Origin of the sequence: Pseudobutyrivibrio ruminis HUN009 (assembly GCF_000703005.1) — a bacterium.
GTDB lineage: Bacteria > Bacillota > Clostridia > Lachnospirales > Lachnospiraceae > Pseudobutyrivibrio > Pseudobutyrivibrio ruminis_A.
The window spans coordinates 1,870,866-1,890,768 of the sequence record NZ_JNLH01000001.1 but is presented as its reverse complement, the minus strand read 5'-3'; the positions used below and the strand labels follow the sequence as shown (position 1 = coordinate 1,890,768).

Genomic DNA, 19,903 nt, shown 5'->3' with positions numbered 1-19,903 from the left:
TATTATGAGCGATAATCTGCATTAATCTTTACGTAATCATAGGTCAAATCACAGCCCCATGCTGTAGCCTCTGCATCACCTTCATGCATATCTACAAATACTGTAACAGCATCAGCTTTCATAATTTTAAGGGCCTCTTCCTCATCAAATACAATAGGTGTTCCCTTATCAAAAACCTTTAACTCTCCATTTGCACTCTTAAAGAAAAGCTCCACGTCATTCTGGTCAAAGTCTGCTCCAGAATATCCCATTGCACAAAGGAAACGACCAAAGTTTGCATCACATCCAAAGATTGCAGCTTTTGAAAGATTTGAACCAACTATCGCACGTGCCAATGTCTTTGCATCTTCTTTCGACTTGGCATTTACGATGGTTGCTTCAAATAATTTGCTTGCTCCCTCTCCATCGGCAGCCATTGTTTTAGCAAGACTAGTACAAACATATGAAAGTGCTTCTTTGAATGTCTCGTAGTCCTTACCTTTATCAATGATTTTCTTGTTGCCGGCCAAGCCATTTGCCATGCAGATAAGTGTATCATTTGTGGATGTGTCTCCATCAACTGTAATCATGTTAAAGCTATCTGCAACCACATCGCTGACTGCTTCCTGCAGAAGCTCCTTTTCAATATCAAGATCTGTGCCAAGGAAAGCAAGCATTGTACACATATTAGGATGAATCATTCCTGAGCCTTTGCTCATTCCGCCAAGCTTTACTTCCACACCATCTATCTCAAATGAAACTGCAATCTCCTTATTTACAGTATCAGTAGTCATGATTGCCTTTGATGCTTCTGTTCCTGCATTTACACTTCCATCAAGCTTTGGTGCCATAGCTTTTACCCCAGCCACAAGCTTATCAACAGGAAGCTGCATTCCGATTACACCAGTAGATGCCACTGCTACAGTATCGTAAGGTACACCAAGGACCTCCTGAACACCTCTTGCTGTAGCTTCACATGCATTAAAGCCTTCCTGACCTGTACAGGCATTTGCAATACCTGAATTTATAACTACAGCCTGAACTGGCTTGTCAGATTTTACAATTTTCATATCCCACTGGACGCAAGCTGCCTTAACCACATTAGTTGTGAATGTTCCAGCAGATACACATGGCACCTTTGAATAAACCATTGCCATGTCAGTACGTCCCTGATATTTAATCCCTGCTGCTGTGCTTGCTGCCTCAAAACCTTGTGCCGCTGTTATGCCACCATCTATAACCTTCATTATATGTACTCCTTAACTATTAAATTTGATTATATTCTCGTCATTTAAAACGAAATCGTATGTGTTGTAATCTCCGCGCTCTCTCCATCCCTCTGCATGCCAAAAATGATTTCCAATTTCATTTCCAGAAAAGGCAACCAGCTGAACCTTATTGATTCCTTCGTTTTTCAGACGAACCATTGCCGATGTAACCATAGCTTTTCCTATACCGTGTTTGCGATAATCCTCATGAACACAAACATGATAAAAGCTTCCATGGCGACCATCATGTCCAGCAAGAATAGAACCAACTATTTTGCCATCAACCACCGCCACTACAGATGTATTTGGATTCCTTTTTATGAACTTTAAGATTCCATCTTTTGAATCATCCAGGCTTCGCATTGCAAATCCATGAATTGTTGTCCAAAGTTCATAAACCTCTTTATAATCAGACTCTTCCATGGTGCGAATTTGATACTCTGTATATACACCTAAATCCATTGAGATCTTAAAATTTTCCTGTACAACCATACTTACTACCCCTATTACCTATGGGAACATTGGTGCAAAATCAAGTCCCATCTTTTCATCTAAACCAAAAATAATATTCATGTTCTGAACAGCCTGCCCTGCAGCGCCCTTAACAAGATTATCAAGAGCACCCATCATAACGATTCGGCCTGTTCTTTCATCAATCTTGCAGCTAACATCTACAAAATTACTTCCTTCAACCCACTTTGTTTCAGGACACTCGCCATATTCAAGAACTCTCACAAAGAACTCATCATCATACATGTCGTGATAAGCCTTCATAACCTGCTCTTCTGTAGGAAGCTTCCCGTCCTTTTTAATAAGAGTTGCATATTCTGTAACAAGAATGCCTCTATTCATAGGAACAAGGTGTGGTGTGAAATTAATCATAATCTCCTGCCCACATGCATAACCAAGCTGTTCTTCGATTTCAGGTGTGTGGCGATGTGATGTAACTCCATATGCCTTAATGCTTTCATTTACCTCGCAATATAGATTAGGAAGCTTTGCTCCTCTGCCTGCACCACTGGTTCCTGACTTTGCATCAATAATAATTGATGTAGGATCAATAAGACCTGCCTTTACAAGTGGATAAGCTGTAAGTATCGAGCATGTTGTGTAGCAACCAGGATTTGCAATAAGTCTTGCTCCTACTTCCTTATCTCTATTGATTTCGCATAATCCGTATACTGCTTCCTCAATAAACTGAGGGCTCTTGTGCTCAATGCCATACCACTTTTCATATGTAGCAACATCCTTAATACGATAATCAGCAGATAAATCGATTACTTTACAATTGCTAAGAATTTCTTCTGTAAGAACACCTGCTAAATATCCCTGAGGGGTTGCTGTAAAAATAACATCTACTTGCTTTGAAAGCTCAAGAATATTATCATCCAAGCATTTATCTTCCACCAAAGTGAACATGTTCTTATATATAGAAGCAAATCTCTCATCCACATATGAACGTGAACCATACCATACGATTTCAGCCTCTGGATGACTATATAGAATTCTTACTATTTCTGCTCCAGCATATCCTGTAGCACCGATAATACCTACTTTAATCATAATTATGCATTTCCTTCTCTGTTATTTTTGTACAACTGCATTCATTGTATAACTTTACTTTCACGAAGTAAAGTGTTGTAGCGTAAAAATATGAATTAATATTGCATAAATATACATTAATTATTTCGGTATTTCAACGTTAAAATTAACTAAATTTATTTTTATGCTTTTTTCATGTATAAATAACCCTTGAATTTATTACTTTATTGTAGTACAGTATTTTCAGACTATAGAACAATAAATTCAAAAGGAGATATACATTATGGCACAGGAAAAAGTTGTACTTGCATATTCAGGTGGTCTTGATACCACAGCTATCATTCCATGGCTTAAGGAAAACTATGGATACGAAGTAATCTGCTGCTGTATCGATTGCGGACAGGGCGAGGAATTGGATGGCCTTTCAGAAAGAGCAAAAGCATCTGGCGCTTCTAAATTATATATAGAAGATATTGTTGACGATTTCTGCGACAACTACATCATACCTTGTGTACAGGCAGGTGCTATTTACGAAAACAAATACTTACTTGGAACTGCTATGGCTCGTCCAGGTATTGCTGCAAAGCTTGTAGAAATTGCTAGAAAAGAAGGTGCTGTTGCAATCTGCCATGGTGCTACAGGAAAAGGAAACGATCAAATTCGTTTCGAGCTTGGCATCAAAGCCCTTGCACCAGACATCAAAGTAATTGCTCCATGGAGAAGTGATAAGTGGAAGCTTCAGTCTCGTCAGGATGAAATCGACTACTGTAAGGCTCACGGCATTAATCTTCCATTCTCTACAGACCAGTCTTACAGCCGTGACAGAAATCTCTGGCACATCAGCCACGAAGGACTTGAGCTTGAAGATCCATCTAAGGAGCCAAACTACGATCATCTTTTAATGCTCACTACTCCACCTGAGAAGGCTCCAGACAAGCCAGAATATGTCACAATGACATTCGAAAAGGGTGTTCCAGCATCAGTAAATGGAAAGAAAATGAAGGTATCAGATATCATCAAAGAATTAAATGAAATTGGTGGTAGAAACGGGGTTGGTATTGTAGATATAGTAGAAAACCGTGTTGTAGGTATGAAATCTCGTGGCGTATATGAGACACCAGGCGGCACTATCCTCATGGAGGCACACGCTCAGCTTGAAGAGCTTTGTCTCGACCGCGCGACAATGGAAATGAAAAAAGAAATGGGTGCCAAGCTTGCACAGGTATGCTACGAAGGCAAATGGTTCACACCTCTTTGCGACGCCATCCAGGCATTCGTAAAATCAACACAAGAATACGTAACAGGCGAAGTTAAGTTCAAGCTCTACAAAGGCAACATCATCAAGGCCGGAACAACTTCTCCATACTCTCTATACTCAGAGTCACTTGCATCCTTCACAACTGGCGACCTTTACGATCACCACGACGCCGAAGGCTTCATCACACTTTGGGGCCTCCCACTTAAGGTCCGCGCCATGAAGCTTGCCGAAAACCAAAAGACTAAGTAAAACATAGATACCCCCAGGCCACCCCAACGTGGTCCAGAGCCCCAGGGCGCCAGGGTACGTCGCAGATTTATGATTATCTAAATGTGTAGTCGCCCATATTTATTAGTAGGTGTTCTTACAAAGTTTTACAATTCTATCGATAAGGTATGGGTGGAGACGGACAAACACTACACTTAGTAATCATCAGTCTTAAACTAGCTTTGTATTTATTACTATTTGCTTTGGAGTGAACTTAGAAAAATAAAAAGAGATATTTGATATGAATTGGCAGCTGCCGCTAGGACGGCGGCAGCAGTGGTCACTTGAAACAGGACGTTGAATGTGCCACGGTGCCAATTTATACAAATATCTCTTTTTTATTTTTTCTTGGTGAGCGAAGTAGCAAAAGTAATAATACAAAGACTAGTTAAGACTAGATGATTATATAAACTACATTGTCCGTCCCACCCATACATTACCTTCGAATAGTAAAAGCTTCGTAAGTACACCTACATATGGGCGACTTTACACATTAAGATAATCTATAAATCTGCTCCAATGATACCCTGGCTCCCTGGGGCTCTGGCCCCCGTTGGGGTGGCCTGGGGTAGCTGTTTTACTCTACGTCTTGGAGGGCTGACTCGTAATCTGAAAAGATGGGTCATAAAGACCTTGCATTTGATTACCCATGTTAGCTACTCCTTCCACATAGTAGTTTAATTTAATGTGTTAAAGCATCCTTAATTTTCTGTCCAGTTACTGTTCCAGCGACTCCACCTTTACCAGTTTCCTTTATATTAGGATTCATATCCTTTCCAACAGCGCTCATGGCATCAAACACTTCATCTGCAGGAATTCGACTTTCAATACCAGCCATAGTAAGCTCTGCTGATGTAACTGCATTCATAGCACCACAAACATTTCGTTTAACACATGGAACCTCTACCAGGCCTGCTACAGGATCGCATGCAAGACCAAGAAGGTTTTTTAGAGCAAGTGCTGCCGCATTAGCACTCTTTCTGCCATTACCTCCCTGAAGATATACAAGTCCTGCTGCTGCCATTGAGCTGGCTGCTCCGATTTCCGCCTGACAGCCACCTTCAGCACCGGCAAGTGATGCTCTAGCTGCTATTACCTCACCAACTCCTGCTGCTACAAAAAGAGCCTCTGTCATCTTTTCATCAGTAAGTCCTAATTTCTCCTGGGCTGCTATAAATACTGCTGGAACAACTCCACATGAACCGGCTGTAGGTGCAGCAACAATTCGTTTCATACATGCATTACCCTCAGCAACACGAAGAGCTAATTCCATAACACGGCCTGCAAAATCTCCAACTAAAGCATTACCACTGTCAAGGTATTCTCTAAGAAGACCTGCCTCACCGCCTACTAAGCCGCTGTTGCTTTTCACTGTCTTGTCGTAATTAAGGGCAGACTCCTTCATTGCTGTGTACATGCGCTTCATATTTTCAAAGGATTCTTCCTCTGAAACTGCGCGTTCTTTGTAATCGTCCTGCTGAACTATCTTCCAGAAAGAAACTCCGCTATTCTCTTCTAATTTACAAATCTCTTCTACTGAATCAAACATCTATAATCCTCTACTCTGGACAGTAATATGAAACCTTCATAATACCTTCTAGTTTTTCTAATTCTTTGATTGTGCTATCTGGTACACATTCATCACACTCAATTACCATAACAGCTTCTCCACCACGCTTTTTACGATAGAGCTGCATAGTGGCAATATTAATATGTTCTATACCAAGAAGTCTTGTAACCTCAGTAATGTATCCTGGCTTATCAACATTATGAACTATAAGTGTAGGGCTTTCTCCGGAGAAGTTGGCCTTCACTCCATCAAGCATAACTACCTGAATACGTCCACCACCGATGGATGATGCAACTACTTCCAGGCTATGACCTGAAACGCCATGCATGATTACCTTTGCAGTGTTAGGGTGAACATCACCTAAATCAGCTGCCTGAATTGTGAATTTAAAGCCCATCTCCTGTGCTACATCAAAGCTTTCTGGTAACCTTTCATCGTCACAAGCCATACCTAACAGGCCACCTACTATGGCTTTATCAGTACCATGACCTTTGCCTGTTTCTGCAAAAGAACCATGCAAAAAAATCTCTGCACTTTCGATTTTTTCTGCCATTAGTTTATTACAAACATTTCCAATTTTGGCTGCTCCTGCTGTATGAGAGCTGGAAGGACCTACCATAACCGGTCCAATAATATCAAATAGATTCATTAAAAAATCTCCTAATAATTTTTAAGCTCACCGGCAATATTTAAAGAAAAATAATCCTTTATTTCAGATGGATTGCTCGTCTTACCAAGAATCCACATAAGCTTTGTAAGGGCCGCTTCACTTGTCATATCCTGAGCCTGGAGTACTCCGCTTTCGAGAGCTCTCTTACCAGTCTCGTAAACATCCATCTTTGAGCCTTCGTATCTACACTGAGTACCAACTACAACAGTCATACCATCAGCAATAACCTTCTCGATTGTGCTGATAAAATCATGCTTCAAAAATGGCATGCCACCAATTCCAAATGCCTCAATGTAAAGTCCCTTATATCCCTGCGCAGCGATTGATTCAACAAGGCTTCTATGAATGCCTGGGAACATTTTCAGCATACAAACTTCTGTAGAATAATTGTTTTCCAAATGGAATACACCGTTTCTAACAGGTATTGTGCTATCGTCAATATTCATTCCAAGGGAGCTGATTTCAGCTACATTTGGATAGTTGATGCTCTCGAAAGCATCAAAGCTAAGGGAACGAACCTTTGATGCTCTGCATCCAAGCATAACCTTTCTATTGAATGCAACAAACACTCCTGCTCTGCCACTTGCTGCCATATGAATGGCACAACGCAGGTTTTCCATAGCATCTGCTATAGGGTTTGTAATAGAAAGCTGTGAGCCAGTAATTACAACCGGAATGTTTATGTTTTGAAGCATAAAAGAAAGCATAGATGATGTATATGCAAGTGTATCTGTTCCGTGGATTACAACAATTCCGTCGTAATCGTTGCGCAATTTGCCTATATGCTCAGCCAACTTACTCCAATCCTCAGGGAAAATATTAGCACTATCAACAGCCATAAAATCTTCTATTTCAAAATTAATATCACCTGACACCACGTGAAGTTCACGTTTCATATCCTGTGTTGAAAGTCCTGGTGCCAAGCCACTTTCCTTCATTACAGAAGACAAAGTTCCGCCAGTATTAATAATAAGTATGTTCCTACTCAATGATTTATCTCCTTCGCTGTATCACAAATGATATCAACGCATTTTTCAAGCCCAAGTGTTGAGCTCTTTAAGCACAAATCATAAAACTCGGCATTGCCGAATTCTGTTCCTGTATAGTGCTTGCAGTATTTCTTTCTTGCCTTATCCACATTGTGAAGCTCCTCGCGAACCTTTTCCTCTGTGGTGCCTGGCATTTTCTCCATCATTCGCTTCACACGGAAGTGCTCTGTACCTGAAACGAATACATGAAGAGAATGATCAAATTCCTTAAGAATGATGTTGGCATTTCTGCCGACTATTACACAATTGCCTTTTTCAGCAACCTTTCTGATTGCTTCCTTTTGAGCATTGTAAAGACGCTCATCAAGTGGCTTGTTGTAGAAATCAAATAAACTCTGTCCCAAGCCAAACTCTCTTGGTACCTTCTCATCAAAGTATCTAACTTCTTCAGGACTAAGATTACCTGATTCGATTGCTGCTCTGATAATCATATCCTTATCACAGTAATAGTAGCCCAAACGCTCAGCTACTTCTTTGCCGATTGTTCCGCCGCCAGCACCAAACTGACGGCTGATTGTAATTATGTTTTTCATACGCCCCTCTTATAATACCTTATTTAAGAAATCTATGGTTCTAGCTTCCTTTGGATTAAGCAATACCTCTGAAGGTGTGCCCTCCTCGATGATGTAGCCACCATCCATAAAAATAACTCTATCTGCTACTTCTCTAGCAAATCCCATCTCATGAGTAACAATAACCATTGTCATACCATCTGCAGCCAAATCCTTCATAACCTGAAGAACCTCTCCTACCATTTCTGGATCAAGAGCTGATGTTGGCTCATCGAAAAGCATAATATCTGGCTCCATGCAAAGTGCACGAGCGATAGCAACACGCTGCTTCTGTCCACCTGAAAGCTGACTTGGGTAGCTTGATGCTTTGTCCTCAAGGCCAACCTTTGCAAGCATTTTTTTAGCACGCTCTTCTGCTTCAGCCTTAGAGCACTTCTTAAGCTGAACAGGTGCAAGTGTAAGGTTATCAAGTATGTTTAAGTTGTTGAAAAGGTTAAAATGCTGGAATACCATTCCAATGTTTTCTCTAACCTTATTGATATTGATATGCTTATCTGTGATGTTGTTCCCGTCAACAACAATGGAGCCTGCAGTAACAGTCTCAAGTCTATTTAAGCAACGTAAGAATGTAGACTTTCCAGATCCTGAAGGGCCGATTACACAAACAACCTCACCCTTAGTAACATCTGTAGAAATATCCTTTAATACCTCTAAGTCGCCATAACACTTCTTAAGATTTTTAACACTGATTTTGATTTCTTTATCTGCCAACGTTTAATCTCCTTTCAAGAACCTTTGCACTACGTGAAAGGATTGTAATAACTATAAGATACATAACACCAACAATAGCCCATGTCTGGAATGACATGAATGTGTTTGCCTGTACGTTCTTTGCTGTGTTAACAAGTTCTGGAAAACCGATAACTGAAAGAATTGATGTATCCTTAAGTGTAATAATGAACTGATTGATGAATGTAGGAATCATTGTCTTGATGGCCTGAGGCAATACGACCTTGCGCATAGCCTGTCCATATGTAAGACCAAGAGATCTGGCAGCCTCCATCTGACCTTTATCAACAGACTGAATACCTGCTCTGATAATTTCTGCCATATAAGCACCACAGTTTAAAGCAAGACAGATTGTACCTGCCTGAAGTGCTGTCAAACTAACAGAGAAACCTCCAATGATGGTATTAAATAAGTAAGGAATACCAAAATATACAAAGAAGGCTAATACAATCATCGGAACTCCTCTGATTACATCAACGAAAATCTGTGAAATTACATTGCTTACTCTGTTCTTGACTACACCCATAATTCCGAAAAGCATACCAATAATGCATGCAAAGAATAAGCCTAGTAATGCAAGAAGCAATGTTCTGCCCATAGCAATAAGAAGCATTGGACCATAAACTGAAATAATAGTTAACATATAAAATAAACCCTTTCTAACTGGTTTTATAAATAATAAGGGCAGGTAAACCCCTGCCCCTTTAATCTAATACTATTCGCCTAAGTACTTTGCAATGATTTCATCGTATGTGCCGTTTGCCTTGATATTTGCAAGACCTGCATTAAACATATCAACAAGCTCCTGGTTGTCTGAGTTGAAAATTGTAAATCCGTATTCAGCAGGATCGTTACCAGTGTTCTCAAGAATCTTCATTGAGATACCAGTATCTTTAATATTTGAAGCCATAATTGGAGTGTCATCGAAGCAAGCTGCAACCTGACCACCTACAACTGCCTGATACATCGTAGGAGAATCCTCAAAGTATGTGACAGTGAAGCCATACTCACTTGAAAGGCTCTCAGCATAAGTAGCACTCATTGTACCTGTCTTAACTGCAACTGACTGTCCCTTTAAATCTTCAAAACCTGTAATATCAGATGATGCCTCTACAGCCATAGACTGATTTGCATCATAATATCCATCAGAGAAAACCCATCCAGATGCCTTTCTTTCGTCTGTAATAGATGCACCCGCAATCATTCCATCTGCCTGTCCTGCCTGGCATGCTGCAATTGAAGCATCCCATCCAAGAGACTTAAGCTCGTAATCGAATCCCTGATCCTCAGCGATAGCTGCAAGGATATCTACATCAATACCTACGAAATCTCCATTGTCATCTGTGTACTCAAATGGCTTAAATGAAGTATCTGTAGCGATAACCCATTTCTTATCTGAACTAGTAGCAGCATCTGCACCTTGTTCAGTTGCACCCTGTTCTGATGCGTTTCCACATCCAACCATTGCAAACATTGTTGCAAATGCCATTAATAATGCTAGTGACTTTTTCTTCATTTCAAAATCTCCTTCCTGAAAACTGTGTCAATAAACACAGAAATTATTTTAGCATTTTTGTAGCTTTAATGCACTACTATTGCTAATTTTAGAAAAAGCGCCTGCTAAACCTATAGCAGACGCCTTTGTCTTCGTTACGCAATAATATACCTTTTTTTAGAAAGGATTTCAACCCAAATTTATTTCATAACTTATTTAATTACTGGTCTAACTCTTCTTGCAAGTACAAGTGCAAGTGCAAGCTTTACTAAATCAGGAATGATGAATGGGAAAACACACCATGAAAGTGCTGTCATTGCCCCAATTGCACCAGCATCCCTAGAGTAAACAACCATGAACCATACTGTTCCAAGTGCATAGCAAGCTGCAAGTCCAATGACAAGTGCTAGGATTTCAACTACAAGTGTCTTCTTGAATAGCTTAGTAGCCACAATGTATACAAGACCTGTAAGCAAGAAACCAATAATATAGCCACCTGTTGAACCAAGAACTACACCAATTCCCCCCGAAAAACCAGCAAATACTGGAGCACCTACTGCTCCGATTAAAATGTAAACCAATACTGAGAGTGTTCCTCTCTTGCCCCCAAGAAGGGAAAGCATGGCAAATACTGCAAATGTCTGTAGAGTAAATGGCACTGTTGTTGGAATGCTAATCCATGAGCATACTGCAATAAGTGCTGCTCCAAGAGCAATATATGCAATATCAAGTGTTTTAAATGCTGATTCTTTTGTTGTTAATGTGCTTGTGTTATCCATATTGCCTCCCTCTAATACTTTAATTTTTTCACCTGAATAACAATATCAAAACACCAGCTAATTGTCAACCTTTTATCATTCTATGGTTGACAATTATTTTTACGCTATAAAGTTTTCTATCATTCTTTTTCCATCAGTAGTCAAAATAGATTCCGGATGAAACTGTAATCCGTATACTTCATATTCCTTATGAGCAACAGCCATAATCTCCCCATCTTTGGTAGTAGCAACAGCTTTTAACACTTCTGGTAGAGAATCTTTATCTGCAGCTAACGAGTGATATCTAGCAACATCCACTGAATTTGGGAGCCCTTTAAATAACTTGCAGCTATTGTCAACCTGAACTCTGGATTGTTTACCATGCATTAATTCTTTTGCATAAGTGACATTTGCTCCAAAAGCTTCGCATATTGCCTGATGTCCCAAGCATACTCCCAAAATTGGTATTTTACCGGCGAAGTGGGTGACAATCTCCTCGCATATTCCAGCTTCACTAGGCTTACCTGGTCCCGGTGAAATAATAATATGGCTAGGATTTAGTTTTTCAATATCGGAAATACGAATTTCATCATTTCGGCAAACCTTAATATCTGGCTCAATTTCCCCTACCAGCTGAAAAAGATTGTATGAAAAACTATCATAGTTATCTATTAATAATATCATGCCAAACCTCCCTCAGCGTGGCTTACAGCATTCACTACTGCCTTCGCCTTATTGATGCATTCAATTGCTTCATTTTCTGGAACAGAATCATAAACAATACCTGCCCCTGAACGAATACAAATTTTATCGTTCTTTTTATATACAAGTCTTATCGCTATGCACACATCCAGATTTCCTGAGAAATCTATATAGCCAAGGGCGCCTCCGTAAATACCACGCTTGCTCTGCTCTAGCTCTTCGATTATCTGGCAGGCTCTAAACTTTGGCGCGCCAGACAATGTTCCTGCTGGTAGAATTGCGTCCACTGCATCAATAGCATCCTTATCATCTGCCAAGTGTCCAACAACTGTGGAACCTATATGCATTACATGGGAATACCTTTCTATTTCCATATATTTTTCCACATTTACAGAACCAATACTGCTTATTTTTCCAATGTCATTTCTGCCTAAATCCACAAGCATATTGTGTTCTGCACGTTCCTTTTCATCTGCCAAAAGCTCCTTTTCAAGAGCTGCGTCTTCAGCTTTACTTTTCCCTCTTGGCCTAGTTCCAGCAAGTGGAAATGTGCTTACCTGCTTTTGTTCTACCTTCACCAGTGTCTCTGGCGATGCACCAGCTATTTCTATATCATCGCTAGAAAAATAGAACATATATGGAGATGGATTGCTGGCTCTCAAAAGGCGGTATGTATCAAAAAGACTTCCTTTCGCTTTTGCGGTAAGAGGATTAGAAAGGACAACCTGGAAAATATCCCCTTCCTTAATATAATGCTTAGCCTTTTTTACCATTTCACCATACTCTTCTTTTGAAAATTTTGGCTTGATTCCAGTCAAAAGTGAAAGAGGCTGAAATGTTGCTTTATTCTGGCTTAGCAAAAGGCTCTTTATCTTTTCTAGGCGATTATTTGCTTCATTGTATAAGCTTTCCAAATCATCAGATTCATCCAGCATTACACCGGTAATCAAATATATTTTCTGCTTAAAATTGTCAAAAGCAATTACATCGTTAAAGAGCATCAAATCCATGTCTTTAAAATCATCTTCTCCATGATTCTCAAGCTTAAGCTTTGGCTCAGCATATTTGATGTAATCGTATGAAAAATAACCTACTAATCCACCTGTAAAAGTTGGAAAATCCGATAACACTGGACTTTTGTACTGGCTAATAATCTCACGTAATGTTTCCCCTGGATGAGATACAGTTTTTTCCTGAATTAAGACTTTACTATCTCCCTTATTTTCCTTTATAAAAAGGTGTCTGTCTTGGCAGGTCACCTCCAAATTAGGGTTGAATCCAAGAAACGAATATCTTCCCCAGGTTTCTGTCTGACTGGCACTTTCCAATAAATAGCACTGATGGCTGGCCGCTTTGATTATTCGAACAACTTCTATTGGCGTGAAGCTGTCGGATAACATCTCAATCATTACAGGAATTCTTCTATATTCTCCGCTTTTTGCAAGTTCTTTAACCTGCTCAAAACTAGGATGCATGGTAGGCCTCCTTCATTGATTTAACAAATTCTCCTACATGCTTTGGAGCATCTTTTCCATACTCCTCTACCACTCTAACAATCGCAGAACCAACAATAGCTCCATCAGATATATCAGACATCTTGGCAGCCTGCTCTGGAGTAGATATACCAAAGCCTACCGCGCAAGGTACATCTGTATTTTTTCTTACTCTATCAACTACTGTTTTGATGCCTTCATTAAGCTTGCTTCGAGTGCCTGTCACACCGAGGCTAGAAACAATATATATAAATCCCTTTGCCTCTTTTGTAATCATATCGATTCTATCCTCAGAAGTATGAGCAACCATCGATATAAAATCTACGCCATGCTCAGATGCCACTCCTTCAAACTCTTCCTTTTCTTCAAAAGGTACGTCTGGAAGGATAATTCCATCAATGCCAACCTCCTGACACTTGCCAAAAAATCTGTCTGAACCATAAGAAAAAACAACATTTGCATAAGTCATAAAACAAAGTGGAATCTTCACTTCCTTTCTGACCTCTCTTACCATTTCAAATACATCATCTGTTGTGATTTTATTCTTCAAAGCTCTAATATTTGCTCCCTGTATTACAGGACCTTCGGCCGTTGGATCAGAAAAAGGTATTCCAAGTTCAATCAAATCTGCACCATTCTTTTCAAGCTCCCTGATTATTTCTTTTGTTGTTTCTAAGTCAGGATCTCCACATGTGATAAATGGTATAAACGCCTTTTTATTTTCGAATGCTTTTGAAATCTTACTCATGGATATCCTCCCCTCTATAACGTGCGATAGCAGCACAATCCTTATCGCCTCTACCTGAAACAGTAACTATAATGATCTGGTCTTTTCTCATTGTAGGAGCAAGCTTCTTCGCATATGCGATAGCATGACTTGACTCGATAGCTGCAATTATTCCCTCTGTCTTTGCAATATATTCGAAAGCATCAACAGCCTCATCATCAGTAACTGGCACATATTTTGCACGTCCTATGTCATGCAAATATGCATGCTCTGGACCAACACCTGGATAATCAAGGCCTGCCGAGATTGAATATACTGGTGCAATCTGACCATATTCGTCTTGGCAGAAATATGATTTCATTCCATGGAATATACCAACTTTTCCAGTATTTACTGTTGCAGCTGTTTCAAATGTATCTATTCCTCTACCTGCTGCCTCGCAACCTATCAGCTCAACATCCTTGTCATTAATATAGTGATAAAAGCTTCCGATAGCATTGCTTCCACCACCAACACAAGCGATAACCACATCTGGAAGTCTTCCTTCTTTCTCAAGAATCTGTGCACGGCTCTCCCTAGAAATAACAGCCTGGAAATCTCTAACTATTGTTGGGAATGGATGAGGCCCCATTACTGAACCAAGGCAATAATGTGTATCATCAATACGTGTTGTCCATTCTCTCATTGCCTCTGAAACTGCGTCCTTTAATGTGGCAGTTCCACTGGTTACAGGAATTACCTCTGCGCCGAGAAGTCTCATTCTATAAACGTTAAGTGCCTGACGCTCTGTATCTTCCTTGCCCATAAACACAACACATTCCATTCCAAGAAGTGCTGCCGCTGTAGCTGTTGCCACACCATGCTGACCTGCGCCTGTTTCAGCAATAAGTCTTGTCTTGCCCATCTTTTTAGCAAGAAGAGCCTGTCCCAATACGTTGTTAATTTTGTGGCTTCCAGTATGATTTAAATCCTCACGCTTAAGATAGATTTTGGCTCCGCCTAAGTCTTCTGTCATCTTCTTTGCGTAATATAAAAGGCTTGGTCGACCAGCATATTCATCAAGAAGTTCCTTCAACTCTCTATTAAACTCTGGATCATCCTTGTAATGATTGTAGGCTTCCTCCAGCTCCATAACTGCATTCATGAGAGTCTCAGGAATATACTGACCACCATGAACACCAAATCTGCCTTTGCTCTTTGCTGGAACTGCATCCTCTCTTACCGCTTTTACGAATTGATCCATTTTGTATCCATCCTTAAGATGATCGGTCTCAATACCAGAGCTAACGTCAACACCATATGGCTTTACAGTATCAATGGCTTCAGCTACGTTTTCCTGATTTAACCCGCCTGCAAGAATAAAAGGTCTATCTATGTATGTTAGAAGATTTAAATCCTTAATTCTGTTTCCTTCTCCATTTCCAGCATCAAACATAATCATATCAGCACTGGATTTTTCTGCCTTTATAAGCTCTTCTGCTGATGTAACCTTAAATGTTTTGATAACAGGAATATTGTTATCCATAAGAGATTTAATGTAATCCTCGTCTTCATTTCCGTGAAGCTGTGCTACATCAATAATGTTTTCTTCGAATAAGCTTTCAACTTCCTTCTCTGGTGCATCAACAAATACACCTACCGCTTTTATTTCAGGATTTAACATACTCTTTAACTTTTTTGCCTGCATTCGACTAACGTTTCTCTTGCTTTTCTCACAAAAAACAAATCCAACATACTCAGGCTTAAGCTCATTCGCCTTTATAATATCTTCTTCTCTTGTAAGACCACATAGTTTAATTGTTGTCATCTTCATCACCTCTTAATTCTTTAAGCTTTCCCTTCTTGTCAGTTGCTTTCATAAGTGTTTCACCAATTAAAACTGCATCAACACCTGCTTCTTTCAGCTGAGATATATCCTCTGCTGTTTTAATACCACTCTCTGATACAAATATCACCTTGTCATCTACAAGTGCTTTTAATCTCCTGCTATTTCCCGTATCTACTGAAAAATCCTTTAGGTTTCTGTTATTTACACCTATTATTCTAGCCCCTGCCTTTGCTGCCATCTTTACTTCAGCATCATCATGTGCCTCCACCAAAGCACTGATTCCAAGACTATCGCATATACGAATGTATTCTCTAATTTGCTCTTCTGTCAGGATGCTACAGATTAGAAGTACAGCGCTAGCGCCTAATACCTTTGCCTCGTATATCATGTACTCATCTACAGTGAAATCTTTTCTTATAATAGGAATTGAAACCGCATTTGCGATATCCTCTAGATACTTGTCACTTCCCAAAAACCACTTTGGTTCAGTCAAAACAGATATGCAATCAGCCCCCGCCTCTTCATATGCCTTTGCTATTTCCAAATAGTCAAATTCTTCTGCTATGATTCCCTTTGAAGGAGAAGCTTTTTTACATTCACAGATAAAGCTCATACCTGGCATTGCCAATGCTTTTTCAAATTCAAAATCTCCCTTTGGAAGACTCAATGCTTCTGCTTTTATTTTTTCAAGTGACTTATATTTCTTGTTTTCTTCTACACGAAATCTAGCATGCTCCGCTAACTGCTCCAGTATATTCATCACTCTTATCCTCTGATATCTTGTTGCTTAAAAGTATGAATTTTTGCAATGTTTCAAAAGCTTTTCCAGAATCTATTATTTCTCCTGCAAGCTCTACTCCTGCTTTAAAGCTTTCAGCCTTTCCTCCAATGTAAAGAGCTGCTCCTGCATTAAGAAGAACTGCATTTCTTTTATGTCCCTTTACTCCATTCAAAATATCCCTTGTAATCTTTGCATTTTCCTCTGGAGTTCCACCCTTTAAATCTTCTTTAGCGCATTTTTCAAATCCGAAATCCTCTGGCTCAATGATGTAAGTTTTATACCATCCATCTCTTATCTCACAAACTTTTGTTGAGCTGCTCAATGAGATTTCATCTAGCTTATCCTGACCATAAACTACCATGCCACGCTTTACCCCAAGGTTGATAAGTACCTGCGCAAGTGGCTCTACCAGGTATTCATCGTAAACACCAAGCAATTGCATTGATGGAACTGCCGGATTTGTAAGTGGTCCTAGGATATTAAATACTGTTCTAAATCCAAGCTCTTTTCTTATTGCACCTACGTACTTCATTGATGTGTGATACTTCTGAGCAAAGAAGAAGCACATCCCCACTTTCTTGAGAAGCTCTACGCATTTTTCTGGATCCTGACTGATGTTTACTCCAAGTGCTTCCAAACAATCTGCTGTACCACAAAGAGAAGATGCTGCTCTATTACCATGCTTTGCGACCTTCATTCCTCCTGCGGCAGCTACAAGTGCTGATGTTGTTGAAATGTTGAAGCTATGGGCGTTATCTCCACCTGTTCCAACGATTTCAAACACCTCCATTCCTGTTTCAACCTTTGTAGCATGCTCTCTCATAGCAGCAGCACAACCAGCAATTTCATCAGTTGTCTCCGCTCTTGCACTTTTTGTAGAAAGTGCAGCCAAAAAAGCCGCATTCTGTGTAGGTGAGCTTTCGCCATTCATAATCTCATTCATTACAGTGTAGGCTTCCTCGTACGTAAGGTCCCCCTTGTTAACAATTTTCTCAATCGCTTCTTTAATCATCTCGTAATCTCCTTCCCTTCTGTCAGAGACTTTTTTTATTTCCAAAGTGCCAGTAGATGACAAGCTCTTGGTGTTACTCAAGGAGCCAATCTCGCGACGGAGTAATACCAAGGCTTGTAATCGTAACTGAAACTTTGGAAATAAAAAAAGTCCCTGACAGAAACCATTAATAGTTTCCATCAAGGACGAAATTATTCTTCCGCGGTGCCACCTTGAATTCATAGGATAATCCTATGCTCTTATCAGGATACCATCATATCCCTGGCAACTAACGTATGCCTTACGTCGTGCAATACTCTGACCAAAGTCATTTCCTCACGCCCTCAGGAGTCCATTCCCAAATTGCTATCATACCGCATCCCACCATCGCGGCTCTCTCCTATGAATCACAAAGAGGTACTCCTCTCCCTCATCGGTTTACTGCTTTATTGTGTTGAAGTAATACTACCATTCCGCAATTCTGTTGTCAATAATTAATTTTTCCATCTAGATCCATTAACTTTAATGCTACCAAGCTCACAATCTAAATCAAAATCTACTTTATTTGCATCAGGAACTGTAATATCAATGTCTCCCATCTCACAGCTAGCTGTAATCTTTTCAAAGTCTCCATTAATATCAATGCTTCCCATATCGGCATCAAAAGTACCACTTGTTGCAGTAACAGCTTCCATTTCAACAGCCCCTGCGTCTGTGGTTACATTTACTGTTTCAAAAACAGATTTACTAACATCTATGTCGCCTGCATCTGCCTCTATAACAAAGTCATTTGCAGAAACCTCATTGATATCGATATCCCCAGCATCAGCATCAATCTTCAATGTATCGAAGTTAACTCCGTCAATATCAATATCTCCTGCGCTAGCAGTAATATCAGCTGTGTCAATCATTGTGCCCTTAGGTAAAGTAATTTTGATGTAGCAATCTTTCAGATTTCTTACGTTAACAGTATATTTCTGCTCGATTGTTAAACATTCATCTTCCAATGTAACCTTTGGTTCAACATTCTTTTGATAGTTTGTATTTACCTTAAATTCATCACCATATTCAATATATAAATCTGCGGCATCTGCATCCACTTTTACAGTTTCTACACTGTATTTAGAAAAATCATATTCTGACTCTTCACTACGACCACTTGAAAAAGGAGCAAATCGAATAATGCAAGCACCTACAACTATAATTAATGTAACAATCCATATTATTAACTGAAATTTCTTTGTAGTCATTTCTTAATCCTCCTTTACAAGTGCAATCTTAAATACTTTATGAGCAATAGCTGCTATAACCCAAATTATCCATGTAGAACCCCAATTAAAGGTTGTGAAACTGATAATAAGATATAGGCATGTAACTATTGACCAATAAGATTCCATGAGAATCTTTGCGCCTTTGCTTACATATTCCACATCTTCCTCATTTCCATTTGACTTTATGTCTTTGCGAACAACATTGCCAGCATCCAACAAAGTATCAAAGCTACTATTAATAATTCCAGAATATACAAACAACCATACACCTATGCCAACCATGATAAATATAAAAGTTGCAAATATATCGAAATCAAAAATAATAATTGGCACAACAGCGCATATGCACAAAGCACATCCAAGTGTTATTGCAGCTGCTGTAATAGGCTTAAACTCAGCTTTCTTTTCTTTAATCATATCTGTTGTAGCCATATCCATCTGGCATGGCTCTTTTCTAAGAAAACTGAAATCAGAACTAACAAAACTACTATAAATGAACAATCCTACACCAACTGCTATCCATACAAACATCATAGCTGCGCCATAATTGTCGATATTCATAAAGCCCCAAACAGCATCTGTAACTATTGGCCAGCATACACATGTGATGCAAAGTAAAACGCCTGTAGCTACAAGAAGAGCTCTCTTTTTCTCAGCCTTAATAAACTCAAGTGCTTCATCCATTGAAACGAATCTCTTAGGCTGCTGCTCTCTCTCGTGAACCTCTTCAACCTCTTTGGTAAGCCCTAAATCCTCTGCTAGCTCATCAAGATTACCAAACTCAGAAATAACTGTACCAACAGCAGTATTTTCACTAACACCATCTGCAATAAGCTCGTTATACTTATCCTCCATCATTGATAAAAGCTCAGCCTTTGCTTTTTTAACCTCTGGAGTATTTGGCATACTACTAAACATTGCATCTAAATAGCTCTTAATTGTTTCCATATCTT

Annotated in this window: 20 protein-coding genes, 1 pseudogene and 1 other annotated feature; of the genes and pseudogenes, 1 reads left to right on the top strand and 20 read right to left on the bottom strand. The window is 39.6% G+C overall.

Annotated elements, in window-relative coordinates:
• Window positions 1–2: 2 nt before the first annotated feature.
• The 3 genes from argJ to argC are packed head-to-tail and all read right to left on the bottom strand — an operon-like array spanning window position 3 to window position 2,810.
• The gene (gene argJ, locus BO15_RS0108480) at window positions 3–1,226 is read right to left on the bottom strand and encodes a bifunctional ornithine acetyltransferase/N-acetylglutamate synthase (protein WP_033153931.1); all 1,224 of its coding nucleotides are present in this window, start codon (window positions 1,224–1,226) and stop codon (window positions 3–5) included.
• A gap of 12 nt (window positions 1,227–1,238) precedes the next feature.
• Entirely contained in the window at window positions 1,239–1,739 is a 501-nt protein-coding gene (locus BO15_RS0108475; protein ID WP_242843762.1) for a GNAT family N-acetyltransferase, read from the bottom strand.
• Window positions 1,740–1,757: 18 nt separating this feature from the next.
• Window positions 1,758–2,810: an N-acetyl-gamma-glutamyl-phosphate reductase gene (gene argC, locus BO15_RS0108470; RefSeq protein ID WP_033153930.1), complete on the bottom strand. Its 1,053-nt coding sequence runs from the start codon at window positions 2,808–2,810 to the stop codon at window positions 1,758–1,760.
• A 262-nt stretch (window positions 2,811–3,072) separates the two neighbouring features.
• On the opposite strand from argC, the gene BO15_RS0108465 reads away from it, so the two are divergent.
• Window positions 3,073–4,296 carry an argininosuccinate synthase gene (locus tag BO15_RS0108465; protein WP_033153929.1) on the top strand — a complete coding sequence of 408 codons (1,224 nt, stop codon included), beginning with the start codon at window positions 3,073–3,075 and terminating at the stop codon, window positions 4,294–4,296.
• Window positions 4,297–4,996: 700 nt separating this feature from the next.
• Here the strand turns inward: BO15_RS0108465 and sdaAA are convergent.
• From sdaAA to BO15_RS0108385, 17 genes and pseudogenes are all read right to left on the bottom strand, one after another.
• On the bottom strand, window positions 4,997–5,863 hold the full coding sequence (gene sdaAA, locus BO15_RS0108460; RefSeq protein WP_033153928.1) for an L-serine ammonia-lyase, iron-sulfur-dependent, subunit alpha: 867 nt from the start codon (window positions 5,861–5,863) through the stop codon (window positions 4,997–4,999).
• Between the two features lie 10 nt (window positions 5,864–5,873).
• Window positions 5,874–6,533 carry an L-serine ammonia-lyase, iron-sulfur-dependent subunit beta gene (gene sdaAB / locus BO15_RS0108455; RefSeq protein ID WP_033153927.1) on the bottom strand — a complete coding sequence of 220 codons (660 nt, stop codon included), beginning with the start codon at window positions 6,531–6,533 and terminating at the stop codon, window positions 5,874–5,876.
• Window positions 6,534–6,544: 11 nt separating this feature from the next.
• Window positions 6,545–7,543, bottom strand: a complete 999-nt coding sequence (locus BO15_RS0108450; protein WP_033153926.1) for an asparaginase — start codon at window positions 7,541–7,543, stop codon at window positions 6,545–6,547.
• On the bottom strand, window positions 7,540–8,136 hold the full coding sequence (locus BO15_RS0108445; RefSeq protein ID WP_033153925.1) for an AAA family ATPase: 597 nt from the start codon (window positions 8,134–8,136) through the stop codon (window positions 7,540–7,542). Before BO15_RS0108445 ends, BO15_RS0108450 begins: the two co-directional genes overlap by 4 nt.
• Window positions 8,137–8,145: 9 nt before the next feature.
• A complete protein-coding gene (locus BO15_RS0108440) occupies window positions 8,146–8,886 on the bottom strand; it encodes an amino acid ABC transporter ATP-binding protein (RefSeq protein WP_033153924.1) in 741 nt (246 codons plus the stop codon).
• Entirely contained in the window at window positions 8,876–9,547 is a 672-nt protein-coding gene (locus BO15_RS0108435; protein ID WP_033153923.1) for an amino acid ABC transporter permease, read from the bottom strand. The genes BO15_RS0108440 and BO15_RS0108435 overlap by 11 nt, the downstream gene beginning before the upstream one ends.
• Before the next feature lie 72 nt (window positions 9,548–9,619).
• Entirely contained in the window at window positions 9,620–10,420 is an 801-nt protein-coding gene (locus tag BO15_RS0108430; RefSeq protein ID WP_033153922.1) for a transporter substrate-binding domain-containing protein, read from the bottom strand.
• A gap of 191 nt (window positions 10,421–10,611) precedes the next feature.
• The gene (locus BO15_RS0108425) at window positions 10,612–11,178 is read right to left on the bottom strand and encodes a biotin transporter BioY (RefSeq protein WP_033153921.1); all 567 of its coding nucleotides are present in this window, start codon (window positions 11,176–11,178) and stop codon (window positions 10,612–10,614) included.
• Between the two features lie 99 nt (window positions 11,179–11,277).
• The gene (locus BO15_RS0108420; protein ID WP_033153920.1) at window positions 11,278–11,841 is read right to left on the bottom strand and encodes an anthranilate synthase component II; all 564 of its coding nucleotides are present in this window, start codon (window positions 11,839–11,841) and stop codon (window positions 11,278–11,280) included.
• Complete coding sequence (trpE, locus tag BO15_RS0108415; protein WP_033153919.1) at window positions 11,838–13,334, bottom strand: anthranilate synthase component I; 1,497 nt, start codon at window positions 13,332–13,334, stop codon at window positions 11,838–11,840. The genes BO15_RS0108420 and trpE overlap by 4 nt, the downstream gene beginning before the upstream one ends.
• Entirely contained in the window at window positions 13,324–14,100 is a 777-nt protein-coding gene (gene trpA / locus BO15_RS0108410; protein WP_033153918.1) for a tryptophan synthase subunit alpha, read from the bottom strand. The genes trpE and trpA overlap by 11 nt, the downstream gene beginning before the upstream one ends.
• Window positions 14,093–15,322: a tryptophan synthase subunit beta gene (trpB, locus tag BO15_RS0108405; RefSeq protein WP_052169945.1), complete on the bottom strand. Its 1,230-nt coding sequence runs from the start codon at window positions 15,320–15,322 to the stop codon at window positions 14,093–14,095. The genes trpA and trpB overlap by 8 nt, the downstream gene beginning before the upstream one ends.
• A pseudogene (locus tag BO15_RS13930) lies at window positions 15,317–15,886 on the bottom strand (phosphoribosylanthranilate isomerase); the annotation flags it as partial. The pseudogene BO15_RS13930 and the gene trpB, both read right to left, overlap by 6 nt.
• Window positions 15,873–16,667, bottom strand: coding sequence for an indole-3-glycerol phosphate synthase TrpC (trpC, locus tag BO15_RS0108400; RefSeq protein WP_033153917.1), 795 nt, complete (start codon window positions 16,665–16,667; stop codon window positions 15,873–15,875). The gene trpC and the pseudogene BO15_RS13930, both read right to left, overlap by 14 nt.
• On the bottom strand, window positions 16,633–17,700 hold the full coding sequence (gene trpD, locus BO15_RS0108395) for an anthranilate phosphoribosyltransferase (protein WP_033153916.1): 1,068 nt from the start codon (window positions 17,698–17,700) through the stop codon (window positions 16,633–16,635). The genes trpC and trpD overlap by 35 nt, the downstream gene beginning before the upstream one ends.
• A gap of 178 nt (window positions 17,701–17,878) precedes the next feature.
• Window positions 17,879–18,122, bottom strand: a binding site (T-box leader).
• 51 nt (window positions 18,123–18,173) lie between these two features.
• A complete protein-coding gene (locus BO15_RS0108390) occupies window positions 18,174–18,929 on the bottom strand; it encodes a DUF4097 family beta strand repeat-containing protein (protein WP_033153915.1) in 756 nt (251 codons plus the stop codon).
• A 3-nt stretch (window positions 18,930–18,932) separates the two neighbouring features.
• Window positions 18,933–19,898: a permease prefix domain 1-containing protein gene (locus tag BO15_RS0108385; RefSeq protein ID WP_033153914.1), complete on the bottom strand. Its 966-nt coding sequence runs from the start codon at window positions 19,896–19,898 to the stop codon at window positions 18,933–18,935.
• Window positions 19,899–19,903: the final 5 nt, after the last annotated feature.

Excerpts from the sequence above, each read along its gene's own strand:
- BO15_RS0108425 (WP_033153921.1), bottom strand. The coding sequence starts at position 11,178 with ATGGATAACACAAGCACATTAACAACAAAAGAATCAGCATTTAAAACA.
- BO15_RS0108475 (WP_242843762.1), bottom strand. The coding sequence starts at position 1,739 with ATGGTTGTACAGGAAAATTTTAAGATCTCAATGGATTTAGGTGTATAT.
- BO15_RS0108445 (WP_033153925.1), bottom strand. The coding sequence starts at position 8,136 with ATGAAAAACATAATTACAATCAGCCGTCAGTTTGGTGCTGGCGGCGGA.
- BO15_RS0108465 (WP_033153929.1), top strand. The coding sequence starts at position 3,073 with ATGGCACAGGAAAAAGTTGTACTTGCATATTCAGGTGGTCTTGATACC.
- BO15_RS0108390 (WP_033153915.1), bottom strand. The coding sequence starts at position 18,929 with ATGACTACAAAGAAATTTCAGTTAATAATATGGATTGTTACATTAATT.
- BO15_RS0108420 (WP_033153920.1), bottom strand. The coding sequence starts at position 11,841 with ATGATATTATTAATAGATAACTATGATAGTTTTTCATACAATCTTTTT.
- argC (WP_033153930.1), bottom strand. The coding sequence starts at position 2,810 with ATGATTAAAGTAGGTATTATCGGTGCTACAGGATATGCTGGAGCAGAA.
- sdaAB (WP_033153927.1), bottom strand. The coding sequence starts at position 6,533 with ATGAATCTATTTGATATTATTGGACCGGTTATGGTAGGTCCTTCCAGC.
- trpB (WP_052169945.1), bottom strand. The coding sequence starts at position 15,322 with ATGGATCAATTCGTAAAAGCGGTAAGAGAGGATGCAGTTCCAGCAAAG.
- BO15_RS0108385 (WP_033153914.1), bottom strand. The coding sequence starts at position 19,898 with ATGGAAACAATTAAGAGCTATTTAGATGCAATGTTTAGTAGTATGCCA.
- trpD (WP_033153916.1), bottom strand. The coding sequence starts at position 17,700 with ATGATTAAAGAAGCGATTGAGAAAATTGTTAACAAGGGGGACCTTACG.
- BO15_RS0108430 (WP_033153922.1), bottom strand. The coding sequence starts at position 10,420 with ATGAAGAAAAAGTCACTAGCATTATTAATGGCATTTGCAACAATGTTT.
- argJ (WP_033153931.1), bottom strand. The coding sequence starts at position 1,226 with ATGAAGGTTATAGATGGTGGCATAACAGCGGCACAAGGTTTTGAGGCA.
- trpC (WP_033153917.1), bottom strand. The coding sequence starts at position 16,667 with ATGAATATACTGGAGCAGTTAGCGGAGCATGCTAGATTTCGTGTAGAA.
- trpE (WP_033153919.1), bottom strand. The coding sequence starts at position 13,334 with ATGCATCCTAGTTTTGAGCAGGTTAAAGAACTTGCAAAAAGCGGAGAA.
- sdaAA (WP_033153928.1), bottom strand. The coding sequence starts at position 5,863 with ATGTTTGATTCAGTAGAAGAGATTTGTAAATTAGAAGAGAATAGCGGA.
- trpA (WP_033153918.1), bottom strand. The coding sequence starts at position 14,100 with ATGAGTAAGATTTCAAAAGCATTCGAAAATAAAAAGGCGTTTATACCA.
- BO15_RS0108435 (WP_033153923.1), bottom strand. The coding sequence starts at position 9,547 with ATGTTAACTATTATTTCAGTTTATGGTCCAATGCTTCTTATTGCTATG.